This is a genomic window from Desulfamplus magnetovallimortis (assembly GCF_900170035.1).
In the GTDB taxonomy this organism is placed as follows: Bacteria; Desulfobacterota; Desulfobacteria; order Desulfobacterales; family Desulfobacteraceae; genus Desulfamplus; species Desulfamplus magnetovallimortis.
In genome coordinates, this window is sequence record NZ_LT828540.1 from 80,192 (window position 1) to 101,378 (window position 21,187).

Annotated in this window: 20 protein-coding genes and 1 tRNA gene; all 21 read right to left on the reverse strand. The window is 40.5% G+C overall.

Annotated elements, in window-relative coordinates:
- Positions 1-170: 170 nt before the first annotated feature.
- Complete coding sequence (gene ahbD / locus MTBBW1_RS00360; RefSeq protein ID WP_080797620.1) at positions 171-1,295, reverse strand: heme b synthase; 1,125 nt, start codon at positions 1,293-1,295, stop codon at positions 171-173.
- A 63-nt stretch (positions 1,296-1,358) separates the two neighbouring features.
- Positions 1,359-2,336 (reverse strand): porphobilinogen synthase, encoded by a 978-nt coding sequence (gene hemB, locus MTBBW1_RS00365; protein ID WP_080797622.1) that lies wholly within the window; start codon positions 2,334-2,336, stop codon positions 1,359-1,361.
- 336 nt (positions 2,337-2,672) lie between these two features.
- Positions 2,673-3,857 carry a 12,18-didecarboxysiroheme deacetylase gene (ahbC, locus tag MTBBW1_RS00370; RefSeq protein ID WP_080797624.1) on the reverse strand — a complete coding sequence of 395 codons (1,185 nt, stop codon included), beginning with the start codon at positions 3,855-3,857 and terminating at the stop codon, positions 2,673-2,675.
- Positions 3,854-5,635: an AAA family ATPase gene (locus tag MTBBW1_RS00375; protein ID WP_080797626.1), complete on the reverse strand. Its 1,782-nt coding sequence runs from the start codon at positions 5,633-5,635 to the stop codon at positions 3,854-3,856. Before MTBBW1_RS00375 ends, ahbC begins: the two co-directional genes overlap by 4 nt.
- A 303-nt stretch (positions 5,636-5,938) precedes the next feature.
- A tRNA-Leu gene (locus tag MTBBW1_RS00385) sits at positions 5,939-6,023 on the reverse strand.
- Between the two features lie 48 nt (positions 6,024-6,071).
- Positions 6,072-6,398, reverse strand: coding sequence for a preprotein translocase subunit SecG (gene secG / locus MTBBW1_RS00390; RefSeq protein ID WP_080797629.1), 327 nt, complete (start codon positions 6,396-6,398; stop codon positions 6,072-6,074).
- Positions 6,399-6,505: 107 nt separating this feature from the next.
- Complete coding sequence (tpiA, locus tag MTBBW1_RS00395) at positions 6,506-7,294, reverse strand: triose-phosphate isomerase (RefSeq protein ID WP_080797631.1); 789 nt, start codon at positions 7,292-7,294, stop codon at positions 6,506-6,508.
- The gene (locus MTBBW1_RS00400; protein WP_080797632.1) at positions 7,291-7,701 is read right to left on the reverse strand and encodes a PTS sugar transporter subunit IIA; all 411 of its coding nucleotides are present in this window, start codon (positions 7,699-7,701) and stop codon (positions 7,291-7,293) included. The genes tpiA and MTBBW1_RS00400 overlap by 4 nt, the downstream gene beginning before the upstream one ends.
- A complete protein-coding gene (gene rapZ, locus MTBBW1_RS00405; protein ID WP_245809197.1) occupies positions 7,698-8,603 on the reverse strand; it encodes an RNase adapter RapZ in 906 nt (301 codons plus the stop codon). Before rapZ ends, MTBBW1_RS00400 begins: the two co-directional genes overlap by 4 nt.
- On the reverse strand, positions 8,590-9,048 hold the full coding sequence (locus MTBBW1_RS00410; protein ID WP_080797634.1) for a PTS sugar transporter subunit IIA: 459 nt from the start codon (positions 9,046-9,048) through the stop codon (positions 8,590-8,592). Before MTBBW1_RS00410 ends, rapZ begins: the two co-directional genes overlap by 14 nt.
- A gap of 195 nt (positions 9,049-9,243) precedes the next feature.
- Positions 9,244-9,435 (reverse strand): sigma 54 modulation/S30EA ribosomal C-terminal domain-containing protein, encoded by a 192-nt coding sequence (locus MTBBW1_RS28045; protein WP_186440996.1) that lies wholly within the window; start codon positions 9,433-9,435, stop codon positions 9,244-9,246.
- Positions 9,413-9,784, reverse strand: a complete 372-nt coding sequence (hpf, locus tag MTBBW1_RS00415) for a ribosome hibernation-promoting factor, HPF/YfiA family (protein WP_186440997.1) — start codon at positions 9,782-9,784, stop codon at positions 9,413-9,415. Before hpf ends, MTBBW1_RS28045 begins: the two co-directional genes overlap by 23 nt.
- Before the next feature lie 12 nt (positions 9,785-9,796).
- Positions 9,797-11,236: an RNA polymerase factor sigma-54 gene (gene rpoN, locus MTBBW1_RS00420; protein ID WP_080797636.1), complete on the reverse strand. Its 1,440-nt coding sequence runs from the start codon at positions 11,234-11,236 to the stop codon at positions 9,797-9,799.
- Between the two features lies 1 nt (position 11,237).
- Entirely contained in the window at positions 11,238-11,960 is a 723-nt protein-coding gene (gene lptB / locus MTBBW1_RS00425; RefSeq protein ID WP_080799603.1) for an LPS export ABC transporter ATP-binding protein, read from the reverse strand.
- Positions 11,961-12,164: 204 nt separating this feature from the next.
- Positions 12,165-12,824 (reverse strand): LptA/OstA family protein, encoded by a 660-nt coding sequence (locus MTBBW1_RS00430; RefSeq protein WP_080797638.1) that lies wholly within the window; start codon positions 12,822-12,824, stop codon positions 12,165-12,167.
- A gap of 317 nt (positions 12,825-13,141) precedes the next feature.
- A complete protein-coding gene (gene lptC, locus MTBBW1_RS00435; RefSeq protein WP_186440998.1) occupies positions 13,142-13,723 on the reverse strand; it encodes an LPS export ABC transporter periplasmic protein LptC in 582 nt (193 codons plus the stop codon).
- A gap of 47 nt (positions 13,724-13,770) precedes the next feature.
- A complete protein-coding gene (locus MTBBW1_RS00440) occupies positions 13,771-14,370 on the reverse strand; it encodes a KdsC family phosphatase (protein ID WP_080797641.1) in 600 nt (199 codons plus the stop codon).
- The gene (gene kdsA, locus MTBBW1_RS00445; protein WP_080797643.1) at positions 14,363-15,166 is read right to left on the reverse strand and encodes a 3-deoxy-8-phosphooctulonate synthase; all 804 of its coding nucleotides are present in this window, start codon (positions 15,164-15,166) and stop codon (positions 14,363-14,365) included. Before kdsA ends, MTBBW1_RS00440 begins: the two co-directional genes overlap by 8 nt.
- Before the next feature lie 215 nt (positions 15,167-15,381).
- Positions 15,382-16,071: a 4'-phosphopantetheinyl transferase family protein gene (locus MTBBW1_RS00450; RefSeq protein WP_080797645.1), complete on the reverse strand. Its 690-nt coding sequence runs from the start codon at positions 16,069-16,071 to the stop codon at positions 15,382-15,384.
- A 216-nt stretch (positions 16,072-16,287) separates the two neighbouring features.
- Entirely contained in the window at positions 16,288-17,796 is a 1,509-nt protein-coding gene (locus tag MTBBW1_RS00455; RefSeq protein ID WP_080797648.1) for a glycogen synthase, read from the reverse strand.
- 292 nt (positions 17,797-18,088) lie between these two features.
- Positions 18,089-21,187: amylo-alpha-1,6-glucosidase (locus MTBBW1_RS27620; protein WP_186440999.1), on the reverse strand; the 3,099-nt coding region annotated here is incomplete at its 5' end.

A 21,187-nucleotide genomic window follows, 5' to 3' on the forward strand; every position in this document is an offset into this window, starting at 1 on the left:
CACATTGATATATAAAGACTTTCATGCATCGTTGTGATGCCCTCGCAATCATGAGGGCTTATGAGAAAGTCTCCATAACATACTGACATATAAAGACTTTCATGCTTCATATGTGGCAGATAAGTCTGCCACGGCTGTTATAAAAAAGTCCGAAGTGCTTATTGGTGAAGTTATCTTTTTTCTCTGGATGGGATATATGTACAGAGAGGTTCTTCTGCCATGTAGTTGCCAGTTGCTTCATATGCCCTTGCCCTGCATCCTCCACAAACTTTTCGATATTCGCAGATACCGCACTTTCCATCAAGGTTGTCCATATTACGAAGTTTTGTAAATACCTCTGAGTTGTCCCATATCTCTTTGAAATGATTTTTTGTAACGTCACCACACTTTACATCAAGAAAACCGCATGTCTGAACTTCACCAATGTGGGATATGAAGCAGAATCCTGTGCCTGCAAGGCATCCACGGGTTACTGCATCCAGGCCATGGCTTTCGAAGGTGACACTTTTACCTTCTTTTTTTGCACGCTGTCTCAGGATTCTATAGTAGTGAGGTGCACATGTGGCCTTGAGTTGAAGTGTTGTTTTATCTCTCTGGTCATAAAACCAGTTAAGGGTTGTCTCATATGCGGTTGCATCAATTTCTTGATCAACAATATATTTGCCACGGCCTGTGGGAACAAGAAGAAAAATGTGATGAGCAACTGCTTCAAGTTTTTCAGCAAGTGCAAGGATTGCCGGTATCTCGTCCAGATTTGCTTTTGTAATAGTTGTATTGATCTGAAATTCAAGCCCTGCTTCCTTCGCAATTTTGATGCCGTTAAGGGCACCTTCATATGCTCCCTCAACCCCCCTGAATTTATCGTGTTTCTCTTTGGTTGCCCCATCAAGGCTTATGCTGAGCCGCTTGATTCCTGACTCTTTCATTTTGCGGGCATTCTCTTTTGTGATCATGGTGCCGTTGGGCGCCATTACCATTCTAAGCCCTATTTTTGTGCCGTAGGAGGCAATATCAAAGATGTCGCTTCTCAAAAGTGGTTCTCCGCCTGTGAGAATAATGATGGGCTGACCGACTGTTCTTATTTCATCCATAAGTTTGAACGCAGCTTTTGTGTCAAGCTCATTTTCATAAAAGTGATCTTCAGCAGCAGCACGGCAGTGAACGCATGATAGGTTGCAGCGACGGGTTGTCTCCCAGGCCACAAGTCTTAAGGTATTTGTATTGGTATCCTCAGAATTTTTTCCGCCTGGATGACCATGATGGTGCGGGTGTGGGTTTTTTGAATGTTGATGCATATTATTGTACTTATTCCCGGATTATTTCCTGTGAGTTACAGATTGTTCTGATGACTTCAGGAATTATTTGTTGTTAAGCTCTTTTGCAGCATCCATGGCAGAGTATGTCAGGATCATATCAGCTCCGGCACGTTTTATTGATAAAAGGGTCTCCATAACCACTTTGATGCCATCAATCCATCCCATAAGTTCGGCTGCCTTGATCATGGCGTACTCTCCACTCACACTGTAGGCAGCAAGTGGAAGATCAATTTCATCACGAAGACGGTGTATTATGTCAAGGTAGGATAGGGCAGGTTTTACCATTATGATATCTGCTCCTTCCTCAATATCCATTGTGGCTTCCCTTATTGCTTCAAGTGAATTGGCAGGGTCCATCTGATATGAACGCCTGTCTCCGAACTGGGGTTTTGAGTCTGCTGCCTGTCTGAAGGGGCCGTAATATGCGGATGCATATTTTACAGCATATGACATTATGGGGATATTGGAAAAACCCTCTTCATCAAGGGTCTGCCTTATCTCTCCGACACGCCCGTCCATCATGTCAGATGGCGCTACCATATCAGCACCGGCTTTTGCATGGGATAGAGCTGTTGCAGCAAGAAGATCAAGTGATACATCATTATCAATTTTACCATTTTCCACCATGCCGCAGTGACCATGATCAGTGTATTGACAAAGACATACATCTGTCAGTACTGCCATGTCGGGAACAGCCTCTTTTACAGCTTTTACAGCTTTCTGGACAATTCCGTCGCTGGCATATGCACGGGTTCCAAGGGGATCTTTTTTGTCAGGAAGTCCAAAGAGCATGACAGCAGGAATGCCAAGGTCATAAGCATCCTTGACAACACTTACAAGATAGTCGCATGTAAACTGAAAATGGCCAGGCATTGACGGGATAGGATTTTTGATTCCTTTTCCCTCAATGGCAAAAAGTGGTAGTATAAGGTCGTTGACCGTCAGAACAGTCTCCTGTATCATTTTTCTGAAAGCACTTTTTTCCCGCAATCTTCTTGCCCTGAAATCCGGAAACAACATGGAAAATTTTCTCCTTAAAATTATTTGTTGACAAAGAAGTAGTGTTCGTTAGTAATTGGGTTTAATTAACTTACCCAAACTCCCCCTCCCAAGTCTGTAAAATGTGGCTGGGGGCAAGGAGAATGGGTAAGTTATTAAAAATCAATTCCTTAAAGGTTTAACTGTCGGGTGGTCTATACTCCCCCTCTCCAGTCATGGAGATGGGGTTGGGGGGGGATGTGATATGAATAACCGACAGTCATAACTTGATAGTATAGGAATTTCCATTTTTATCCAGCAAAAGCAGTTGGTTATGGAAAAGCCCGCCCGAAGGGCGCTAAGTTCATGAAACAGTAGTTACTTTTTCTTTATCTCTTCATCTGTCAGATAGCATGCAGGATCATGATCCCAGGGATCACCCTTGATGGACTCTGCCCTTGCACGAAAATTTCCGCCGCAAATGTCAAGCCACCTGCACTCCATGCATCGTCCTTTTACATGGGCTTTTTTCTCTTTCAGTTTCATCAGAAAATCATTATTGCTGTCTGTCCATATCTCCGAGAAAGGCCGCTCCTTTATATTGCCAAGGCTTTTATCCCGCCAGAACTGATCAGGATGTACCTCTCCATCCCAGCTTATACATCCAAAACCCCTTCCGGAGTTGTTACCTTCATTCATCTGAAGAAGATCAAGCACTTCTGCAGCTCGTTCTGGATCTTCCTGTAAAAGTTTCATGTAAATGTATGGGCCGTCTGCATGGTTATCAACCGTCAGAATCTCTTTAGGAAGATTTCGGTCATGAAGATCCCTTGTTCGCTCCATTATCAAGTCCAGAGTTTTTCTTGTTTCTTCATGGGAGAGATCCTCATTTGCAATGGCAGAGGCTCTTCCTGAATAAACAAGATGGTAAAAACATGCCCTTGGAATGTCCATTTTTTCCAGAAGATCGAAAATTCCGGGAATCTCATGGACATTACGTTTATTGATGGTAAACCTTAGTCCTACTTTTATTCCAGCCTCCTGGCAATTTCGTATTCCCTGTAATGCCTTTTGAAAGGAGCCTTTGATTCCTCTGAAGTTGTCATGGGTCTTTTCAAGTCCGTCAAGGCTTATTCCAACGTAAGAGAGACCAATCTCCTTTAAAACCGTTGCCTTCTCTTTTGTAATAAGTGTGCCGTTGGTAGATATTACAGCTCGCATTCCTTTTTTTACAGCATACTCTGCATACTCTGCAAGGCGCGGGTGAACCAAGGGTTCTCCACCTGAAAAGAGCAGTACCGGCACACCAAACTGTGCAAGGTCGTCAATCATTGCAAGGCTCTGCTCATGGGTCAGTTCATTTTCATAGGAAATATCTTCAGACTGTGCATAGCAATGGACGCATCTCAGGTTGCATCGTCTGGTCATGTTCCAGACCACCACAGGTTTTTTGTCTATGGAAAACTGGAGAAGGTGGGAGGGCAGTTTACCGGAGTGCCTTGCATATCGCAGGGTATCCGAAGGTTCTACGGTTGAGCAGTACAGTTTTGAAATTCCGATCATGATAATTTTTTCCTGATAAGGTCATCCAGAAATTTTTTGTGCTCAAGAAGAGCGTCTCTGGAGATAAAAAATCTGTTTTTACCTGATTTGTCTCGCACGAGATTAAGACCGTCATAAAAATCATTATATATTTTTTCCATTACATCTTCAGACGTGATGGGATTGTGGATCATCTCTTCAATGAGAAAATCCACGGCATCCTCTTCCATCACAATATTCAGATCGTAATTCTTATAAAAATCCACTTCAATCTTTTTTATTGATTCATAATATGACTTCACCTGTCTTATGGCATTGCCAAGCTCTGTCACATGGGTAGAGAAATAGTCAGCCACAAGGCCGCAACGGTAGTCAGATAGCGTAAGGCCATGTCGGTGCGAGAGGTTTTTCCAGTTGTCGGTAATATATGAGATTATATAAGTTTTTTCATTTTCAAGGGCTTTGGCATGTATTGCTTTCCGGTTTTCCAGTGCAAGCTTACCTTCTTCAGAATCTTTGTTCGCCTGTTGCTCTTCGCAAAGTATCTTTTCAAGATGTTTTTCTGGTTTGGCCACAAGCTCTTTTGTAACAGTTAATATGTTTATGCTGGAAGATGGCAGTTTTTCCTCAAAGGAAATTAATGTGTTCTCAACAGCACTGACAAGACCTCTGGCACCGGTGTTTTCCTGGGAAGCTTTTTCTGCAAGAAGTTCAAGAGCATCATCTGTGAAGACAATATCAATGCCATATGATTTGAAATCAAGGCGTTTTCCAAGAACTACCGGGTTGTTAGGCATTCTCAGGATATCATAGAGATCCTGCTTTGAAAGAGGGTCTAATATGCATCTTACAGGAAGTCTTCCTATAAATTCAGATTCAAATCCAAATTCAACAAGATCTTCACTTTTCATTTGTTGCAGAAGCTGGCTCTCTTGAAGGGATGATGACAGGGTTGAAGCAAAGCCAATGGACTGTTTTGTAACTCTTTTTGAGACAATCTTGGCAAGATCTCCAAAAGCACCACTGACAATAAATAGTATGTTCGCTGTGTTGACACGCTTTCTATTGCGTTTTCCGGTTTTTTGATAGCTTTCAAGCTCCTGCATCATGGATATGGGGTCATGGGGAACCTTTAACTCCACATCTGTCTCCTCCATGGGCTTTAGTAGTGCCCTTTGCACTCCTGTTCTTGAGACATCTGCTCCTCTGAAATTCTGGCTTGCGGCAATTTTATCAATTTCATCAATATATACGATGCCATATTCAGCAATAGATATGTCATCATCTGCTTCCCTGACAAGGTCTCGAATAATATCTTCGACATCGCCCCCCACATAGCCGGTTTCTGAAAATTTTGTTGCATCTGCTTTTACAAAAGGCACTCCTATCCTTTTTGCAATCAGTTTAATAATGTATGTTTTGCCAACACCTGTGGGGCCAAGCATCAATATATTGGATTTAATGTTGCCTGTTATGGGGGGGTGGGAGGTGTTGGTAAGGGATTCAGTATATTTGATCTTGTTGAAATGGGTGCATATCTTTGTTGCAAGTACAGATTTTGCCTTGTTTTGTCTTACAATATACTGATCAAGATAGGATATCAGTTCTGAGGGTTTGATATCAAAATTGACAAATTTTTTTTTGTCTTCGATTACATCTTTTCCCTTGATTGAAGTCTGTTTGGGGAGAATTGATGGTGTTATTATTTTAACATTACCACCAAATTTTTTATTTAAAAACTCTCCAAGCTCTTTTTCAATTTTGCTGGGATCCGGTATATTTTCATTTTTTTCTTTCATGGCTGGGTAATATAATCATACAGTGAGGATTATTCAAGAATTAGTTGTTTTTTTGAAGCGTTTTTTAAACATCAGGCAGTGCTGGCCAGTGGAACGATAGACAGTTATTGAGGGTAGTGTCCGGCCTTTAAAGCCCATGGCCCTGCAACCATATGGATGCTGCATTTCCCAGGTAATATAAAAATGTGAACATTGCCGACAGTTAACAGGTTTTGTTTTTTCATCATCACTCATGGTTTTGTTCTATCCCAAAAATAACAGAAGCCACAATCATTTACAATGAATGTGGCTTCTACAAATATTTGGTGCCGAAGGGGAGACTTGAACTCCCACGGGTCGCCCCACACGCCCCTCAAGCGTGCGTGTCTACCTATTCCACCACTTCGGCTTGATATCTTTAGTATAATATGTTTGTTATCAGTTCTTTTTATCTCATTTACTCTGCTGCTTTGCTTGTATCACTTTCTGAATTATTGTCAACACTTTTTTCGATTGGAATAACTGACTCAGACATAATTGATTTTGTTGATTTATGACCTGATGTATATGCCAGTGTCAGAGATGTCAACATAAATATTACTGCAACAGCCGTTGTTATTTTGCTCAAAACAGTTGCAGGGCCTGTACTTCCAAAAAATGCCTGACCTCCGGATGCAGAGCCGAATGATGCACCCATATCAGAACCTTTGCCTGTCTGAAGAAGTACGATCAGTATTAAAAGAATGCACGCAACTACATGTATGGATAAGACAATTCCTGTCATATTAACTCTGTCCTTAAAAATATGCTTTATTTATGCATTCTTTAAATATGCACTCTTTAAAATCTGATGGTCTCTTTAGCTCTTTTCCGGACCGTATCAAAATTTTTTTAAAAATTAACAATTTTTGCAAAGGTTTCAGCATCAAGACTTGCACCACCAACCAATGCACCGTCAATGTTCTGCTTGCTCATAAGATCAGCTATGTTATCAGGCTTAACAGAACCTCCATATAATATCCTGAGGGATTCTGAAAATTCAACTCCAAACATCTCTTTTAAAAGAGATCGAATCTTTTTATGAATATCTTCAACCTGATCCGAAGTTGCTGTCTTGCCTGTACCTATCGCCCATACTGGCTCATAGGCTATAACCAGTGATGAAAGCTCATCAGAACGAAAGCCTTTTAACCCATTTCTAATCTGTTTGTCAAGCACATAAAAGGTTTTTTCTTCATTTTTTTCAGATTCAGTTTCGCCAATACACATTACAGGCGTTAAGTCAGATTCAAACGCTGCTCCTATTTTTTTGCAGATGCTCTCATCTGTCTCACCAAAGTACTGCCTGCGTTCTGAATGGCCAATAATTACATGAGTTGCCCCTGCATCTTTTATCATAGGAGCTGATACTTCTCCTGTATATGCACCTTGATTTTCATGGTAAAGATTCTGTGCCCCTATGCTAATTCTGGACTCAGTTTTATTCTCTTTTTTAAAGGCGTTATTTAAGTTGTTTAACTCTTGATATACAAGGGGGATTGCCAGAAAGGGCGGGGCAATCATTATGTCACGGTTATTTGTGCCTATTGTCAATTCAGCAAGCTTTCTCACTGTATTTACAGCTTCTGAACCCATTTTAAACATCTTCCAGTTACCGGCAATCAGTGGTGTTCTTGTCATCTGTTTTCTCCTTTTAAAATGCCGCTTGCAAGGGAAATACTCCGCTTACCATGCTCTACAATTTGCGTGACTGCTTCTGAAATGGTCTTTTTTGTTCTCAGATTGACGGCTTTAAGCAGTATCGGAAGATTTACTCCCGAAATTACCTCAACACTACCTTCTTCAAGAAATGAGTAGCTTAGATTTGATGGAGTTCCTCCAAACATATCTGTAAATATAATAACGCCATCCCCATCTTTTACTTTCTTGATACCTTTTTTGATTTTATTTCTGAGTGTTTCCGGGTTTTCTCTGATATCTATGGATACTGAAAGAATATTGTCAATTTTTTCATTTAAGATAAATTCAAGTGTTTCAATCAGTGCTTTGCCAAGATCGGAATGTGTTACAAGCAATATCCCTGTCATTTTTCCTTTAAATCCCTGTCAATATCTCTGTGGATAATAACGGCTTTTATGCCGTTGTTATTAAAATGTTCAAATGTTTTTCTGGCAATTGCAACACTTCTATGGCGTCCTCCCGTGCATCCTGCAGCAATGGTAAGATATGCTTTTCCTTCTTTTTGATATAGAGGGTGAAGATAGTCAAGTAGTGCAAAATATTTTTCAATAAAGATTTTTGTCTCTGGTTGTGACAGAACAAAGTCTTTCACTGCGTTGGACTCTCCATCCAGATTTCTGAGGGATGGAATGAAATATGGATTGGTAATAAACCTCATATCCAGAACAAGATCAGCATCACGGGGTATGCCATATTTAAAACCAAAAGATATAATGTTGGTTTTCATGGATGGTGAAGATACTTCGGAAGTATCCTCTGTTGCAATTGAAAGAATTTTGGCCTTGAGCTGGTGCGGGGTGTACTTTGATGTGTCAATGATTGTGTCAGAGCTGTTTTTTATGTTGAACATCTCTTTTTTTTCAGATCGGATACTGTTGATCAGGCCATAATCATTGGATATCGGGTGGTGGCGTCTCGTTTGGCTGTATCTTTTTATAAGGGTGTTTTCATCTGCATCCAAAAAGAGGATAATAGGTTTAAAACCTTTTTTTTTCAGTAAATCAATTGTTATGGAGTAATGAGTGACAAATTTTTTTTCTCTCATATCCATTACAAATACAAGTCCATTTATTCCTGGATCATTTTTAAGGGGAAGATCAAGAAATTTTGGAAGCAGCTCCATGGGCATATTATCCACGCAATAAAAACCTGCATCTTCAAATGCAGCCATTGCAGTACTTTTCCCTGAGCCTGATATGCCTGTAATAATAAAGATTTTCTGATCTTTCATCATATTAGAAATCTTCATCCACCGAATGAATTATTCCCATGATTTCATCAACTGATTCCGATTTAAGAAGGCTCTCCTTGAAATCGGTCCGCTTAAGAAGTCTTGAAATCTGTGCAAGAACTTTAAGGTGACTGCCTGTTGAATTGGTGGGGGTTATAAGCAGAAAAAAAATATGAACAGGTTTGTTGTCCAGAGAGTCAAAGTCAACCCCTTCCTGACTTAAGCCAAATCCTACAACAATAGAATTTATGGTTGCAAGCTTTCCGTGGGGGATTCCGATACCGCCACCAATCCCTGTACTGCCAAGCTGTTCCCTTTCAAGGAGCACCTTTACAATATCCCTGGTCTCTGTGTTGGCAATGGCAGAGACGGCTGTTGCAAGTTCTTCAAGAACGCCTTTTTTATCTCTGGATTTCAGGTTTGCAATAATTGAGTTTTTATGGAGAATTTCTGATATTTTCATTAAATGGGTTACCTTGGAACAGAAGTAATATACATCATTTGGTACCAGACTTTGATTTCACAGCGTGACAATATTTTGTCACGCTGGCTTCTATAGCATTCCAGATTAATAAATTTTTCGTTGTGAATGGTTAGGATAACGGCATGCCATGACCTTGCAAGAAAGTTATTTATCTGAAAATCAATATTATAGCGTCTATTGAGGCTGAATAAGACCCATGCTTCCGTCATATCGCCTGTAAAGGACATTCATCTGTTCGGTTTTTGAGTTATTAAACACAAAAAATGTCTCTTTTCCTGCATTCAGTTCAGCTATTGCATCCTCAACATCCATTGGTTTGTAGTCAAGGACTTCTACAACTATGTCAAAGGGTTTTTTTTTCTTCAACCTCGTCTTCAGGTCTTTCCAGCTCAATTTCATCATCTTTTATGCTGTCCTTTTTACCGGACATGTGACGCTTCATCTTTTCCTTGTTTTTTTTGATCTGTACCCTGACCTTGTCCATTAATGTATCAATGGAAGCATACATGTTTTCGGATTCTTCCCGTGCATGGATACTGACTTTGTCACAATTAAGAGTAATTTCAGCAATGTGTCTTATCTTTTCTACTGAGAGTACAACATTTGCTTCGGCAGGTGTTTCCAACATCTTGTCAAATCGGTCTAATTTTTTCTGAACATAGGATTTGAGAGCATCGGAAGGATCGATCTTTTTGAAAGTTACTGATGTTTGCATAAAACCTCCCTGTCAAAATTGTTTTCGTTTACTTGATGGCAGAATATGAAGCATTTCTCTGTATTTTGCAACGGTTCTGCGGGCTATTTTGATATTTGACTCGGCCAGTATTTCGGTTATGGTATTATCGCTTAATGGATTCTTCTGGTCTTCCTGATCAATGAGAATTCTTATCCTCTCCTTGACGCTTTCGGATGCCATGGAAGAATCACCGTTAGTACGCTGAATTGAACTGTTGAAAAAATATTTCAACTCAAAAAGTCCCTGTGGAGTGTAGGCATATTTATTAGTAGTAACCCTGCTTATGGTTGATTCGTGCATATTTATATCTTCTGCCACATCCTTAAGTATCATGGGTTTTAAATAGGCAACGCCTTTTTCAAAAAATTCTCTTTGGAATCTTATGATACTCTCCATTACAGAGTATATGGTTTTTTGTCTTTGGTGAATGCTTTTAATGAGCCATGATGCAGACTGCATTTTATCATTCAGGTATGTCTTGGCTTCTTTGGAAAGCTCTTTGCCGTTGGAAACAGCATCTCTATAGAGCCTGTTGATTTTCAGTTTGGGCAGCCCATCATCATTCATTACAATTTTAAAATCATCCCCGTCTTTATAGACATGGATATCTGGTATAATGTAATGGGACTCATCGGTTGCAAATTGCCGTCCCGGCTTTGGCTCAAGGTATTTTATTATGTTTACTGCATATATAACCTTGTCAATTTTTGTATCAAGGGCTGCAGCAATTTTTTTATAATTTTTGTTTTCAAGATTTTTGATGTGGCCCTTGATGATGTTTTCCAGCAGAGGCTCCTTGATTCCCAGTCTTCTTATCTGTATAAGAAGAGTCTCCTGTAAATCTCTTGCACAGATACCCGGGGGATCAAAATCCTGCATTTTTTCAAGCATTTCTGCAACTGCCTCTATGGAAAAGCCGCCTGTTTCAGCAATTTCTTCAATTGATGCACAAAGATATCCGTCAATATTAAGGTTGCCAATAATCAGGCTTCCTATCTGCTGCTGTTCATCTGTAAAGCCATGCATCAGAAGCTGCCACTGAAGATGGTCATCAAGGGTTTCCCTTGCGCTGGTAAAAGCCTCGTAGTTAGGTGCCTCCTGGACATCTCTTTCCGTGTGAGTCCTTCCTGTGGAGTTATACTCATTAATATAGCTCTCCCAGTCTATATCATTGCCAACTTTTTCTTCAATGGTCACCTCCTTCAGCCCCTCATCACTTTTGGGTTCTTCGGGCATTGTATCGGCAAACTCCAATTCAGCAGGTGGCTCTGAAGGTACCTCTTCCAGTGCCGGATTTTCTTCCATCTCCTGCTGTATCATGCTTGCAAGTTCAAGGCGGGAAAGCTGGAGCAGTTTTATGGCCTGCTGAAGCTGAGGCGTCATGACAAGCTGTTGTGTCAGTGCTAAGTTTTGCTGTAATCCTAATGACATATCAGAGTTTAAAATTATCCCCCAGATAGAATTTTCTTGCTAATTTACTTGCGGCAATTGCATCAGGCGGTCCTGATTCAATGACGCTCCCCTGACTCATTATATAAGCTGTATGACACACACCAAGGGTCTCTCTTACATTGTGGTCTGAAATGAGAATCCCTATTCCTTTGTGTGTCAGGTGTGTAATTATGTTCTGAATATCTGCAACAGCAAGTGGGTCAATGCCTGCAAAAGGCTCATCAAGAAGGATGAAAACAGGATCAGTTGCAAGCACCCTGGCAATTTCTAAGCGTCTTCTCTCTCCACCTGACAGAACTGTTGCCTTTCTGTCTGCAAGAGAACTTATACCAAGTTCTTTCATGAGACCATCTGCTCTTTCATCAAGGTGTGCTCTTTTTTCCGGTAGCAATTCAAGTATTGCTGTAATATTCTGTTTAACCGTGAGTTTTTTGAAGACAGACGGTTCCTGGGGAAGATAGCCTATGCCTTTTCTTGCCCTCATGTACATTGGATAGTCTGTTATTGCTTCCTGGTCAAGAAAAACCTCACCTTTATCTGGTTTTATCATTCCCACTGCCATGTAGAAAGTCGTTGTCTTGCCTGCACCGTTTGGCCCTAAAAGCCCTGTAACACGGCACTGTTCAACTTTAATGTCAACAGAATCAACAACAGCTTTGCCGTTATAAATTTTGACAAGTTTTTTCAACTCAAGGGTAATCACAGTCAAATGGCCTTTGGGATTCCTGTCTCAATGTTGTTTTTTTGCTGACTCTGTTCTTTATTGCCGCTTTGTTCTTTATTGCCGCTTTGTTCTATGTTGCTGTTTTGTTTTTTCTGATGTTATGGTGAAGGAGAGCATAAATGTGCTTCTCTGATTATGTTTTTTGAAAAAGCATTGCTTGATTACGATTCCGGTTTGTCTGGCTCAGGGCTTTACAATAGTATCTCTGGAATTGAAAAGAGCCTCAACTCTTCTTGCACCATCACCTTCAACTGTGATTTTTCCTGTGAGTTGGTCAAGTATGATTTTTTTCCCTGTGATATAGCTGTCATCTGTCTCAACCCTTGGGGAGTCACCTGTAAGCACAAGTGTCTGATCTGCTGTCCTGTATATGGCATGGTCGGCAAATGCCTTTTTGTTATCAGAGGTGAACTGCACATTGCCGGATGCTGTCATCTCCCTGATATCCTGCTTTGCATCATTGTTCGAAGAGGTTTTCTCTTTTTTCTCTTCAAGGGTTACGGTTATTGTATCAGCCTTGATAACTTCATTCTCCCTGGTTGCAACAACATTTCCTGAAAAGCGGATTGTGGATGATGCTTTTTCAACGGTCATGGAGTCTGAAGTAATAACAAGTTTTTTATTGTTTTCCCTTTGTCTGGTTTCAGAATGGGGTTCCTCAACTCTGGATTCAGAATCGGGTTCCTCAACAGGTCGGGAGACTGAGCTTTTCTTCTGAGAAATCTTCATAGGGGTATTTATAGAAGTGTTGCTTTCCTGTTTCTGGTCAGCTCGAAGTTGCCCCTGACATGAAATAGATAAGGTCAAAAGAAGAAGTAAAAAATTAATAAAATTTTTAGGCATGTTACTCTTGTATGTTTATGTTATCTGTTAGAAAGTATCTGTAAGAGTTTATTTTTACCGTGAAAAAGACTAACATTTTTATATTTGGGGGTGATTGATACGTAATCAATCATGCCCGTTTACCGTGGAAATAGATACAAATTTCCATATTCGGGGGTGGCTGAATGCCGGTCATGACCGTTTACCGTGAAAATGACTATCATTTTTATACTTGGGGTTGATTGATACGCAATCATGCCCGTTTATCGTGTAAATAGATACATTATTCTTATGTTCGAGGGTAGCGGAACGTCCGCCATGTCCGTTTAAAAGAGTTATCAAAAATCAGGAATTTCTGAAAAGAACCCTTTAACATGACCTTCCAAAATAATCTGGTTTGTGGTCAGATTATAAGTAATTGTATCTGCCTTTATAACGGATGTTTTGTTTGTTATCGTTACATGGACATTTGAATATATTATATGGCTTTTTTTTTCATAATGCAACTGCTCAGTTTTCAGAAGTGTCTCCATGTATTCAAGATTAACATTGCCGGAAAGTGTAATGTCATGGGAAAGTGTACTCATGGTGCCTTCATCTGCTGTTGCGTAAAGTTTTTTTCCATCATCAAGGAAAAAAGTTAATCTTATTTTTTTCAGTATGGCAAGAGCTTCATTTTTTATATGGCGTGCAGAGTCTGCTTCAAGTATCCATTCCCTTATGCCGTTTCTTGATGAGGTGTGTTTCATGAACTTGAGTGCCAGGGTGGCTTCAGAGTCAATTTTTATATTTTCAATGATATTGTCTTTTGAAGTAAGCTTTTCAATGTAATATGTTCCCGCAAGGCCAACCAGAATAATGCACAGCAGTGTTATGGATATAAGCTTGATTTTTTTGATTCGTGCTTTGTTTAAAAACATAAGATTTTGCTGCATCCTTAAGTATTTTAAAACTAATCTCTTGACATTTACTTGATGAAACACTCTCTGTTAAGGTCTTCATGGTTGAAGGATTCAATAATTTTATACCAGATGCCTTTTGCTTTAAGTATCTCCTCGCATATCTCTCTGACAGCTCCATCTCCTCCCCTGTGTACTGTTATGAAGTCTGCATTATCAGCCACCTCCTTTGCTGCATCGGCAACTGCAAAGGAGATACCGCACATTTTCATGACCTCAATATCCGGCAGATCGTCTCCGGCAAAGGCTGTTTCTTGGTAATCCATATTATGAAGAGCAAGTATTGTATTTAATGCTTCTTTTTTGTCTTTAATGCCATCGTAAAGAATATCAATTCCAAGATTTTTGCATCGGGCTTTCAGAGCACCGGAGCTTCTTCCTGTAATAATACCTGCTTTAACACCTGAATCCATCAAAAGCCTTAAACCAAGGCCATCTTTAACAGAAAAACTTTTTATCTCCTCACCGGAATCTGTGTATGTAATCTTTCCGTCTGTCATGACTCCATCAACGTCCATTAAAAGCAGTTTGATGCCGGCAAGAATATCTTGCTTGGTGTTTGTTTTATTCGATTGTGCTGTGTTGTTTCGTTTGTCTTTGCTATTCATTGCAAACAGCTTTCTTTATTTTTGAAAGTGTGGATAAAAGATTGCTCATTTTATCAAGTGGTATGGAATTCGGCCCATCGCAAAGTGCGTTGGCAGGGTCAGGATGGGTTTCGATGAATATCCCGTCAGCACCTGCTGCAACAGCAGCTTTTGCAAGGGATGGAGCAAATCGGCTCTCCCCCGAAGATGAGGTAACTCCTCCTCCAGGTAGCTGGACACTATGTGTTGCATCAAAGATAACCGGCACCCCCATGTCTCTTACTATTTCAATCGAACGGAAATCAACAACGAGATTATTGTAACCAAAGGTTGTTCCCCGCTCTGTTATGCTAACCTGATTGCATCCGAATTGTCTTGCTTTGTCAATTAGGTTTTGACATTCCCACGGAGAAAGAAACTGGCCCTTTTTTATATTAACCGGTTTGCCGGTTTCTGCTGCTGCACGTATAAGGTCAGTCTGGCGACATAAAAATGCCGGAATTTGTATGATATCAAGTACTTCAGCCGCGGGACTTGCCTGGGAAGGAGAATGGATATCAGATATTATCTTTATGTTTAGGGAGTTTTTTACCTGTTTTAGTATATCAAGCCCTTCCTTAATGCCTGGGCCTCTGAATGATCTGTGGGAAGTCCTGTTTGCCTTGTCAAATGATGCTTTAAAAACAAATGGAAAACCATGTTCAGATGTTATCTGTTTTAAATGTGAGGCTGTTTTATATGTAATCTCATCATTTTCAATGACACATGGGCCTGATATAAGTAAAAGCTTGGTCTTGTCACAAAAAAAAGGGTGCATGGTAATATCCTTCTTTATTATGAAGGTTTCTATGAAAGTCTCGGTAATAGTATGTTTTTAAAACGCCTTTCATATTTTCAGTTTTGGCGGGTATCCGCAATGCTCGTTTAGACTATTTCAAACCTATCCTTGAACAGGAATAAAGTCAAGAATACAGTCTTTTTGGGGTGATATGAAGGATGATAAATGATTGATGATAAAATTATTGCAGCAGGTTAGAAAAAAATCTGCTTCATTATAATACGAGGCTCTTTTTCTTCTGTGGCAATATGCCCTGAATATTCTGGAGCAATGTGGATGGGATACAGATACCAGCTCTCTTCATCTAATTTCACAGGATTTTTGCTAACGCATACTGAAGATAACTCTTTTGAAAGCCCCGTACCTTTACCCTTGATTACAGCCTCCTTTCGGGTCCAGACACTGAAGAAATCTCTTAAGGGGTCTATTGATTTTTTTATCTGTATCTCTTCTTCAGATGTGAGTATAGAATGAAAATCGCTTATGGATACTGGATGTATTTTTTCAATATCCACTCCTATTTGCTTTGAATGGAGAGCGCATACAGCATAGTGTCCAGAGTGTGAAATATTGAATTTAATATAGGAGGTGACCTGTTCCGAAAAGTAGGGTTTGCCAAGGTGAGTCAATTTGATGGAATCAAGTTGAATGGATTCATTGCCGGGTAGATATTCAAGTAATGACAGACCCTTTTTTAGAAGTAACCGTCCCGTCAGACTGTTCTGCCTGTCTTCCCATCGTCTGAATTTTTGAATTCGCTCCATAAATTTTTCAGGCATGTATTGTGTGTATTTATACCATTTTTCCTTTGAAAGGGGGGTGTGGTTTGATGTGTAAAGGATGTGAATAGTCTCTAAACCTGATGAACAGTACAGCGATGACATTTTTTTATCCAGATAAGATTAAATTAAGGAATGAGCAGGAAATTACTTTCCCATTTTGATTTAAACGAAGCAGGAGGGACGCCCGCTTTTCCAGATTTATTCAAAATCGACACATTATTGTTTTTTCAGCAGTTATTTTATATGAAAGTCTCAATAAATAGCTGTTTTTAAAACAACTTTCATTTCTTCGATTGTGGCGGGCATCCGCCATGTACGTTATACAATAAAAGGCCGTTGCAGCATCTTTTCATAGAGATTTATATACTTTTCTGCACATGCTGTATGGTTGAACTCCAGAACCCCCTGGGTCATGATACGCTGGATCTGCGCTTCCCTTATATCAGGATGAAGCAGATAAAATGCCATGGCCTCATCCACTGCCCACCGAAGTCCCCTTGAATCATGTATTTTAAATACAAAACCGTTCCCCTCTCCTGTAAATGGATCAAGATGCCTTACTGTATCGTGAAGTCCCCCGGTGTCATGGACAACAGGGAGTGTCCCGTATATGCAGCCTGTCATCTGGGGCAGCCCGCATGGCTCAAAACTTGATGGCATCAACAGAAAATCGGCAGCAGCAAATGCCTGGTGGGAAAGCACTTCTGAAAAATCGTTAACCGAGACTCTGCGTTTTATGTTGTGAATTGTGGCAATATCTCTGAAATGCTTCTGAAATGATCCTGATGCCACAAAAACAACCTGAAGTTTTTGCTCCCACCAATGTGAAACAATATCATAGAGAATATCTGCAAGAAGCTGACATCCTTTCTGTACAGGGTCAAGGCGGGATGGCCAGAAAAAAAGAGGCGCATTTTCATCTGTCTCCATATTCAAAAGTTCCTGAAGATAGAGTTTGTTGTCCCGTTTTTTAATTCGATGATTTCTTGGGCCGTAGTTGTAGCGTATCATTTCGTCAATTGCCGGATTGAACTCAGGGTCAGGAGCATTAAGAACTCCGTCAGCACACCCTGCAAACCATTTGTTGGAAAGCTCTTTTCTAAGACATGGTTCAACAAATGGATGTTGACCCTCTATGATCTCTTTCAGGAAAGTGGGGCTGACGGTATTAACATAGTGTGCCGCAAAAATACCGGATGCCAGAAAATCTACGTCGTTACCTTCACGGCTCTCTTCATAGTTTTCAGGTTTTCTCCGAAAATAGAGATGATGCCAGAAGGCTGCGGCATCAATACCTCTGTCTTCTATTTCCTCAAGTGTTGCTGTAACTGTGTGGATATTGTGTATTGTAAAAAGACACGGAATACCAAGTTGCCTTGCCATGCCTGGAATAAGGCCTGTCATCCAGTCGTTACAGTGAATAATGTCGGGATTGACACGGGGAATGATGTTGTTCATGACTTCACGCTGAAAGGCAAGAGCTACTTTTAGATTTGTTTCAAAATAGTCTGAATAGACATGTGTAAGATAGTAAAAAACCCTGTCTTCAGCAAGATGAATCCTTTCATTCTCTATACGCTCTTTGATTCTCTTAAGCTCCTTGTTGAAAAGTTTAGGCAGATAGCCATCAAAAAGAGAACGGTAATCAGGAAGTGCTACATGAACATCTCCGCCAAGGTCAAAAAGGGAGCTTATGAGTGCTGCTGATACATCTGCAAGTCCGCCGGCTTTTGCCGAATAATTTGACATGTTGCCCATGTCTTCAGGAAGATATGTCACTTCGGGTGTGACGATAAGCACCCTGGGTCTGTATTTTGCGTTTGGCATGACTTGCAACCTCTCTTGCTAAATGTCCATTCATCTATTGAACTTTCAAATTTTGCACTCTTCATTTTTCGGTTTAGACATCTTTTTGAACCATGATTTTCATGATTAAGGGATTATCCTGATTTTTCATCATGTTAATCCTTAAATCCTTTACCGTGAAAATGACTATCATTTTTATATTTGGGGGTGATTGATACGTAATCAATCATGCCCGTTTAATAATGGTTCAAAATTTTCAAAAAAGTGTAAACTACTTTTGGGTTGATATTAAAAATGCCAAAAAAACAAGTTGTTACAGAGATTTTTCAAAAAGTTTTGACCACACCCTTGCAAATTCACTGCTTCCCCAAGCCTGGGCATCACATCCTCCGGGCTTATGGGGAAAATCACCGTCAAGGATTTCCGGAAGATAGCCGGCCGCACCTGTTTTAAGTAGATCCAGGGCACTTCCAAGCCATGAAAGAGCTGTCCCATGGCTTTTGTCTCCAAAGGTCTTTGCCCATGCTTCACAGAAAAGAGGAAAAGGCCATGTCCATGCAGTTCCGTTGTGATAGGCAGGTTTTCTTTGCGTATCCTCATCTCCTTTATATTGGCCACTATAAGGATAATATGGATCCTTTAAAAGTTTTCCATTGTGGTGAATTTCAAGAGGATATTTCAATTTTCTGCTGGAAAGGCTTCTGATGGCACCGGGAATAAGAAGTTCCATGCAGGACTCCAGGGTTTTGATGCACATATCTTCATCTTTAATTACCCCCAAGGTGATCAGAAGAAGTTGATTTGGTCTGAGGGCATCATCAGCTTTTGCATTAAGGGCGCTCTCCATTTTATCAAGGTGGAGGCAGTCGGAAAAATAGCCATCTGACGGACGGTAAAAAAGATTTATAAGGTTATGAGCAAGGTTATCCGAAGTTTTTTGCCATATATCACGATTTTCTGCATGATCAATTCTGGCAAGAAATGTAAGGGCATAGTGCCATAGAGCCTGAATTTCCACAGGATAGCCCTGCCTTGGAGAACCGGCCGGATGGTTTGTATCCATCCATGTGAAATGTGACGGACTGTAAATCATGGATGTTTTTTGATCCATTATAACACCTGTAGAAGTGCCCTTGATAAAAGAGTGCCCCATTGATATCAGGATATCCCTGATGCTCCTTTGACCAAGGTCTTCATGCAGGAAATTGTCACCTTCTTTTTCTGTTATTTCACGGCATGCAGCAAAAAACCATAATGGTGCATCAGATGTTTCACGATTGCCTGCATCTCTTCCACAGATCATGTTTGGAAGAGTTCCATTTTGTTCAAATTGACCAAACAGGCGCAGGATGGCCTTTGCATCATCCATTCTCCCAACTTCAATAAGGGCTCTACTGAAGATAAGACTATCCCTTCCCCAGTCCAGAAACCATGGGTAACCGGCAATTACGCTTTTATCTTTTCCTCTCTCCACAAGAAATGCATCCATAGAATTTAGAAGTGCTTTGGCAAAGGGAAGAGATAAGTTTTGATAAGTTCCGGAGCTGAGGCATTGCTGATCGGGTTGAGTTGCAAAATCTTTACCTTGAAAATGCCTGTCATTATTTTCATGATCTGTGGTGATCATTTGATTTAAACATGATGGTTTTGTTAGAGGATCTCCATAACATTTTGATATATAGGGACTTTCATGTGTCGTTGTGACTTCTTCGCAATCATGAAAGTTTATTTGACTATCATCATGGGGTTTCCGGCTGCATAATGCCATGAGCGTTACCTGTTCGGCTTTTTTCAGAAAAACAGTAAAAAAACCAGGGCTGAAAAGATCGGAATCAGGATCAAGCCCCCTTAGTGCCTCCATGGGGTGATGCACCATATAATGCCATTCCGGCTCTGTTGTAAAGCTTCCTTGGGATGTGCAGATATGTAGATAAGCTCCGTTTTCAGGGTCAGGAGAGAATGTAAAGCTGTTTTCTGTTCCCTGAATTGCTTTTTTCCATTGGGTTTCAGGACCCATCCATGCCTTGACAGTGTCATGGAAAGAGCGATTTTCAATGTCAGGGCGTATGATTATTTTTACTTTTTGGTCATAAGAATGGTCTTGGGTGGGCGTTGGGTTCGACAATGAAGGTTTTTCACAGTTAACTTTATCAAAGTGGTGAATCTGCATCAATGTTTTGACTTTATCACAGTGGTGAATCTGCATCAGTGTCTGATTTTTTTTCTCCTTCATTTGAAGATTAACTTCAATACAAAGATGTTCACCTTCACATGTGGGGATGCTGAAAAGCCACACAGCACCGCCATTTTCTGAAAGCGAAAATCGATCCAGGCAATCTAAGGAAAGTTCCCTTGAGTAGCCACGGTAAACCACCCATATCCTGTAGCGGGACAGCATTATCCATCTGTTTTCCGGGTAATCGGGATTAAGATTTGCTGCCAGAAGAGCATCATATCTGCTTTCAAGGTGACCCCACCAGGCTGATGCCCTCAGCATTGCTCCTTTCTGGTTGGTTCCCAGAAGTTTTAATGAAGAGTCAGGAAGTATATCATGACGGTTCCAGTATGTTGGCATTGCAAGGTTTTCATGTGAGGCAAGATAGAGCAGTGGTGCTCTGGCTTTCAGGGTAGAGTCTGGTTCCAAACACTCTTTTGATTTCAGGGTATCTGAATGTGTATATAAATGTACCCCAAGGGTAAGTCGCCTGTGTTGAATATCAGGACTTGCTTTCCCTTTGATATTAGCCTTTAATGGTGGAAAAATGGCAAAAAAATGGCCATTTCCCATGGGAAGCCCCTCCTCGTATCCCACAGTAATGGGCTCTGATGGATATCCTGAAGTAACCATCTCCGATAGATATCCGGCATTAAGTCTTCCTGATGCGTATTCCTTACTTACGTTTACTGATTCATATCCTGGAGAGAGTTCTCCTGAACAGGATTGTTGCCCGGCTTTTTTTCCTCTTATTTCAAAATGGTTTCCCCAGTGGATACCTTGATCTGTCATGGTATTGTCACATCTTATATCTGCCCGAAATATTTTTGGTGCTGTTACCATCAAAGCATAGCTCGGTGGTACCATAACACATCTTTTCTGATCTCTTTCCCAGTCCCAGTGAATGACTTTGCTTTCACGGGTGTGTGGATTAAGTTTTCTGCAAAATTCAGCCGGATCTTTAAAGAGCCTCTCTGCGGCATCATCAGGATCAATTGGGTCGCCGTGTAATGGATTATCAAGATCTCCATATCCCTGAAACATGGTAATAAGCTTTAATGCACAGGCTCGAAGCTTCTGTTTTAATACATTCCCCGGCATGGGGCAAGATTGACTAAAGGTCGCCTTATTTTTTATCCAACTGTTGTTTTTTTGCTGACTCTGTTCTTTATTACTGCTCTGTTCTTTATTACTGCT

Excerpts from the sequence above, each read along its gene's own strand:
- hpf (WP_186440997.1), bottom strand. The coding sequence starts at position 9,784 with ATGCAAACATCAGTAACTTTCAAAAAGATCGATCCTTCCGATGCTCTC.
- MTBBW1_RS00455 (WP_080797648.1), bottom strand. The coding sequence starts at position 17,796 with ATGCCAAACGCAAAATACAGACCCAGGGTGCTTATCGTCACACCCGAA.
- secG (WP_080797629.1), bottom strand. The coding sequence starts at position 6,398 with ATGACAGGAATTGTCTTATCCATACATGTAGTTGCGTGCATTCTTTTA.
- rapZ (WP_245809197.1), bottom strand. The coding sequence starts at position 8,603 with ATGAAGATTTCTAATATGATGAAAGATCAGAAAATCTTTATTATTACA.
- lptC (WP_186440998.1), bottom strand. The coding sequence starts at position 13,723 with ATGTTTTTAAACAAAGCACGAATCAAAAAAATCAAGCTTATATCCATA.
- MTBBW1_RS00375 (WP_080797626.1), bottom strand. The coding sequence starts at position 5,635 with ATGAAAGAAAAAAATGAAAATATACCGGATCCCAGCAAAATTGAAAAA.
- MTBBW1_RS00430 (WP_080797638.1), bottom strand. The coding sequence starts at position 12,824 with ATGCCTAAAAATTTTATTAATTTTTTACTTCTTCTTTTGACCTTATCT.
- kdsA (WP_080797643.1), bottom strand. The coding sequence starts at position 15,166 with ATGCACCCTTTTTTTTGTGACAAGACCAAGCTTTTACTTATATCAGGC.
- MTBBW1_RS00400 (WP_080797632.1), bottom strand. The coding sequence starts at position 7,701 with ATGACAGGGATATTGCTTGTAACACATTCCGATCTTGGCAAAGCACTG.
- hemB (WP_080797622.1), bottom strand. The coding sequence starts at position 2,336 with ATGTTGTTTCCGGATTTCAGGGCAAGAAGATTGCGGGAAAAAAGTGCT.
- MTBBW1_RS00410 (WP_080797634.1), bottom strand. The coding sequence starts at position 9,048 with ATGAAAATATCAGAAATTCTCCATAAAAACTCAATTATTGCAAACCTG.
- tpiA (WP_080797631.1), bottom strand. The coding sequence starts at position 7,294 with ATGACAAGAACACCACTGATTGCCGGTAACTGGAAGATGTTTAAAATG.
- rpoN (WP_080797636.1), bottom strand. The coding sequence starts at position 11,236 with ATGTCATTAGGATTACAGCAAAACTTAGCACTGACACAACAGCTTGTC.
- MTBBW1_RS00450 (WP_080797645.1), bottom strand. The coding sequence starts at position 16,071 with ATGTCATCGCTGTACTGTTCATCAGGTTTAGAGACTATTCACATCCTT.
- ahbD (WP_080797620.1), bottom strand. The coding sequence starts at position 1,295 with ATGCATCAACATTCAAAAAACCCACACCCGCACCATCATGGTCATCCA.
- ahbC (WP_080797624.1), bottom strand. The coding sequence starts at position 3,857 with ATGATCGGAATTTCAAAACTGTACTGCTCAACCGTAGAACCTTCGGAT.
- MTBBW1_RS00440 (WP_080797641.1), bottom strand. The coding sequence starts at position 14,370 with ATGAATAGCAAAGACAAACGAAACAACACAGCACAATCGAATAAAACA.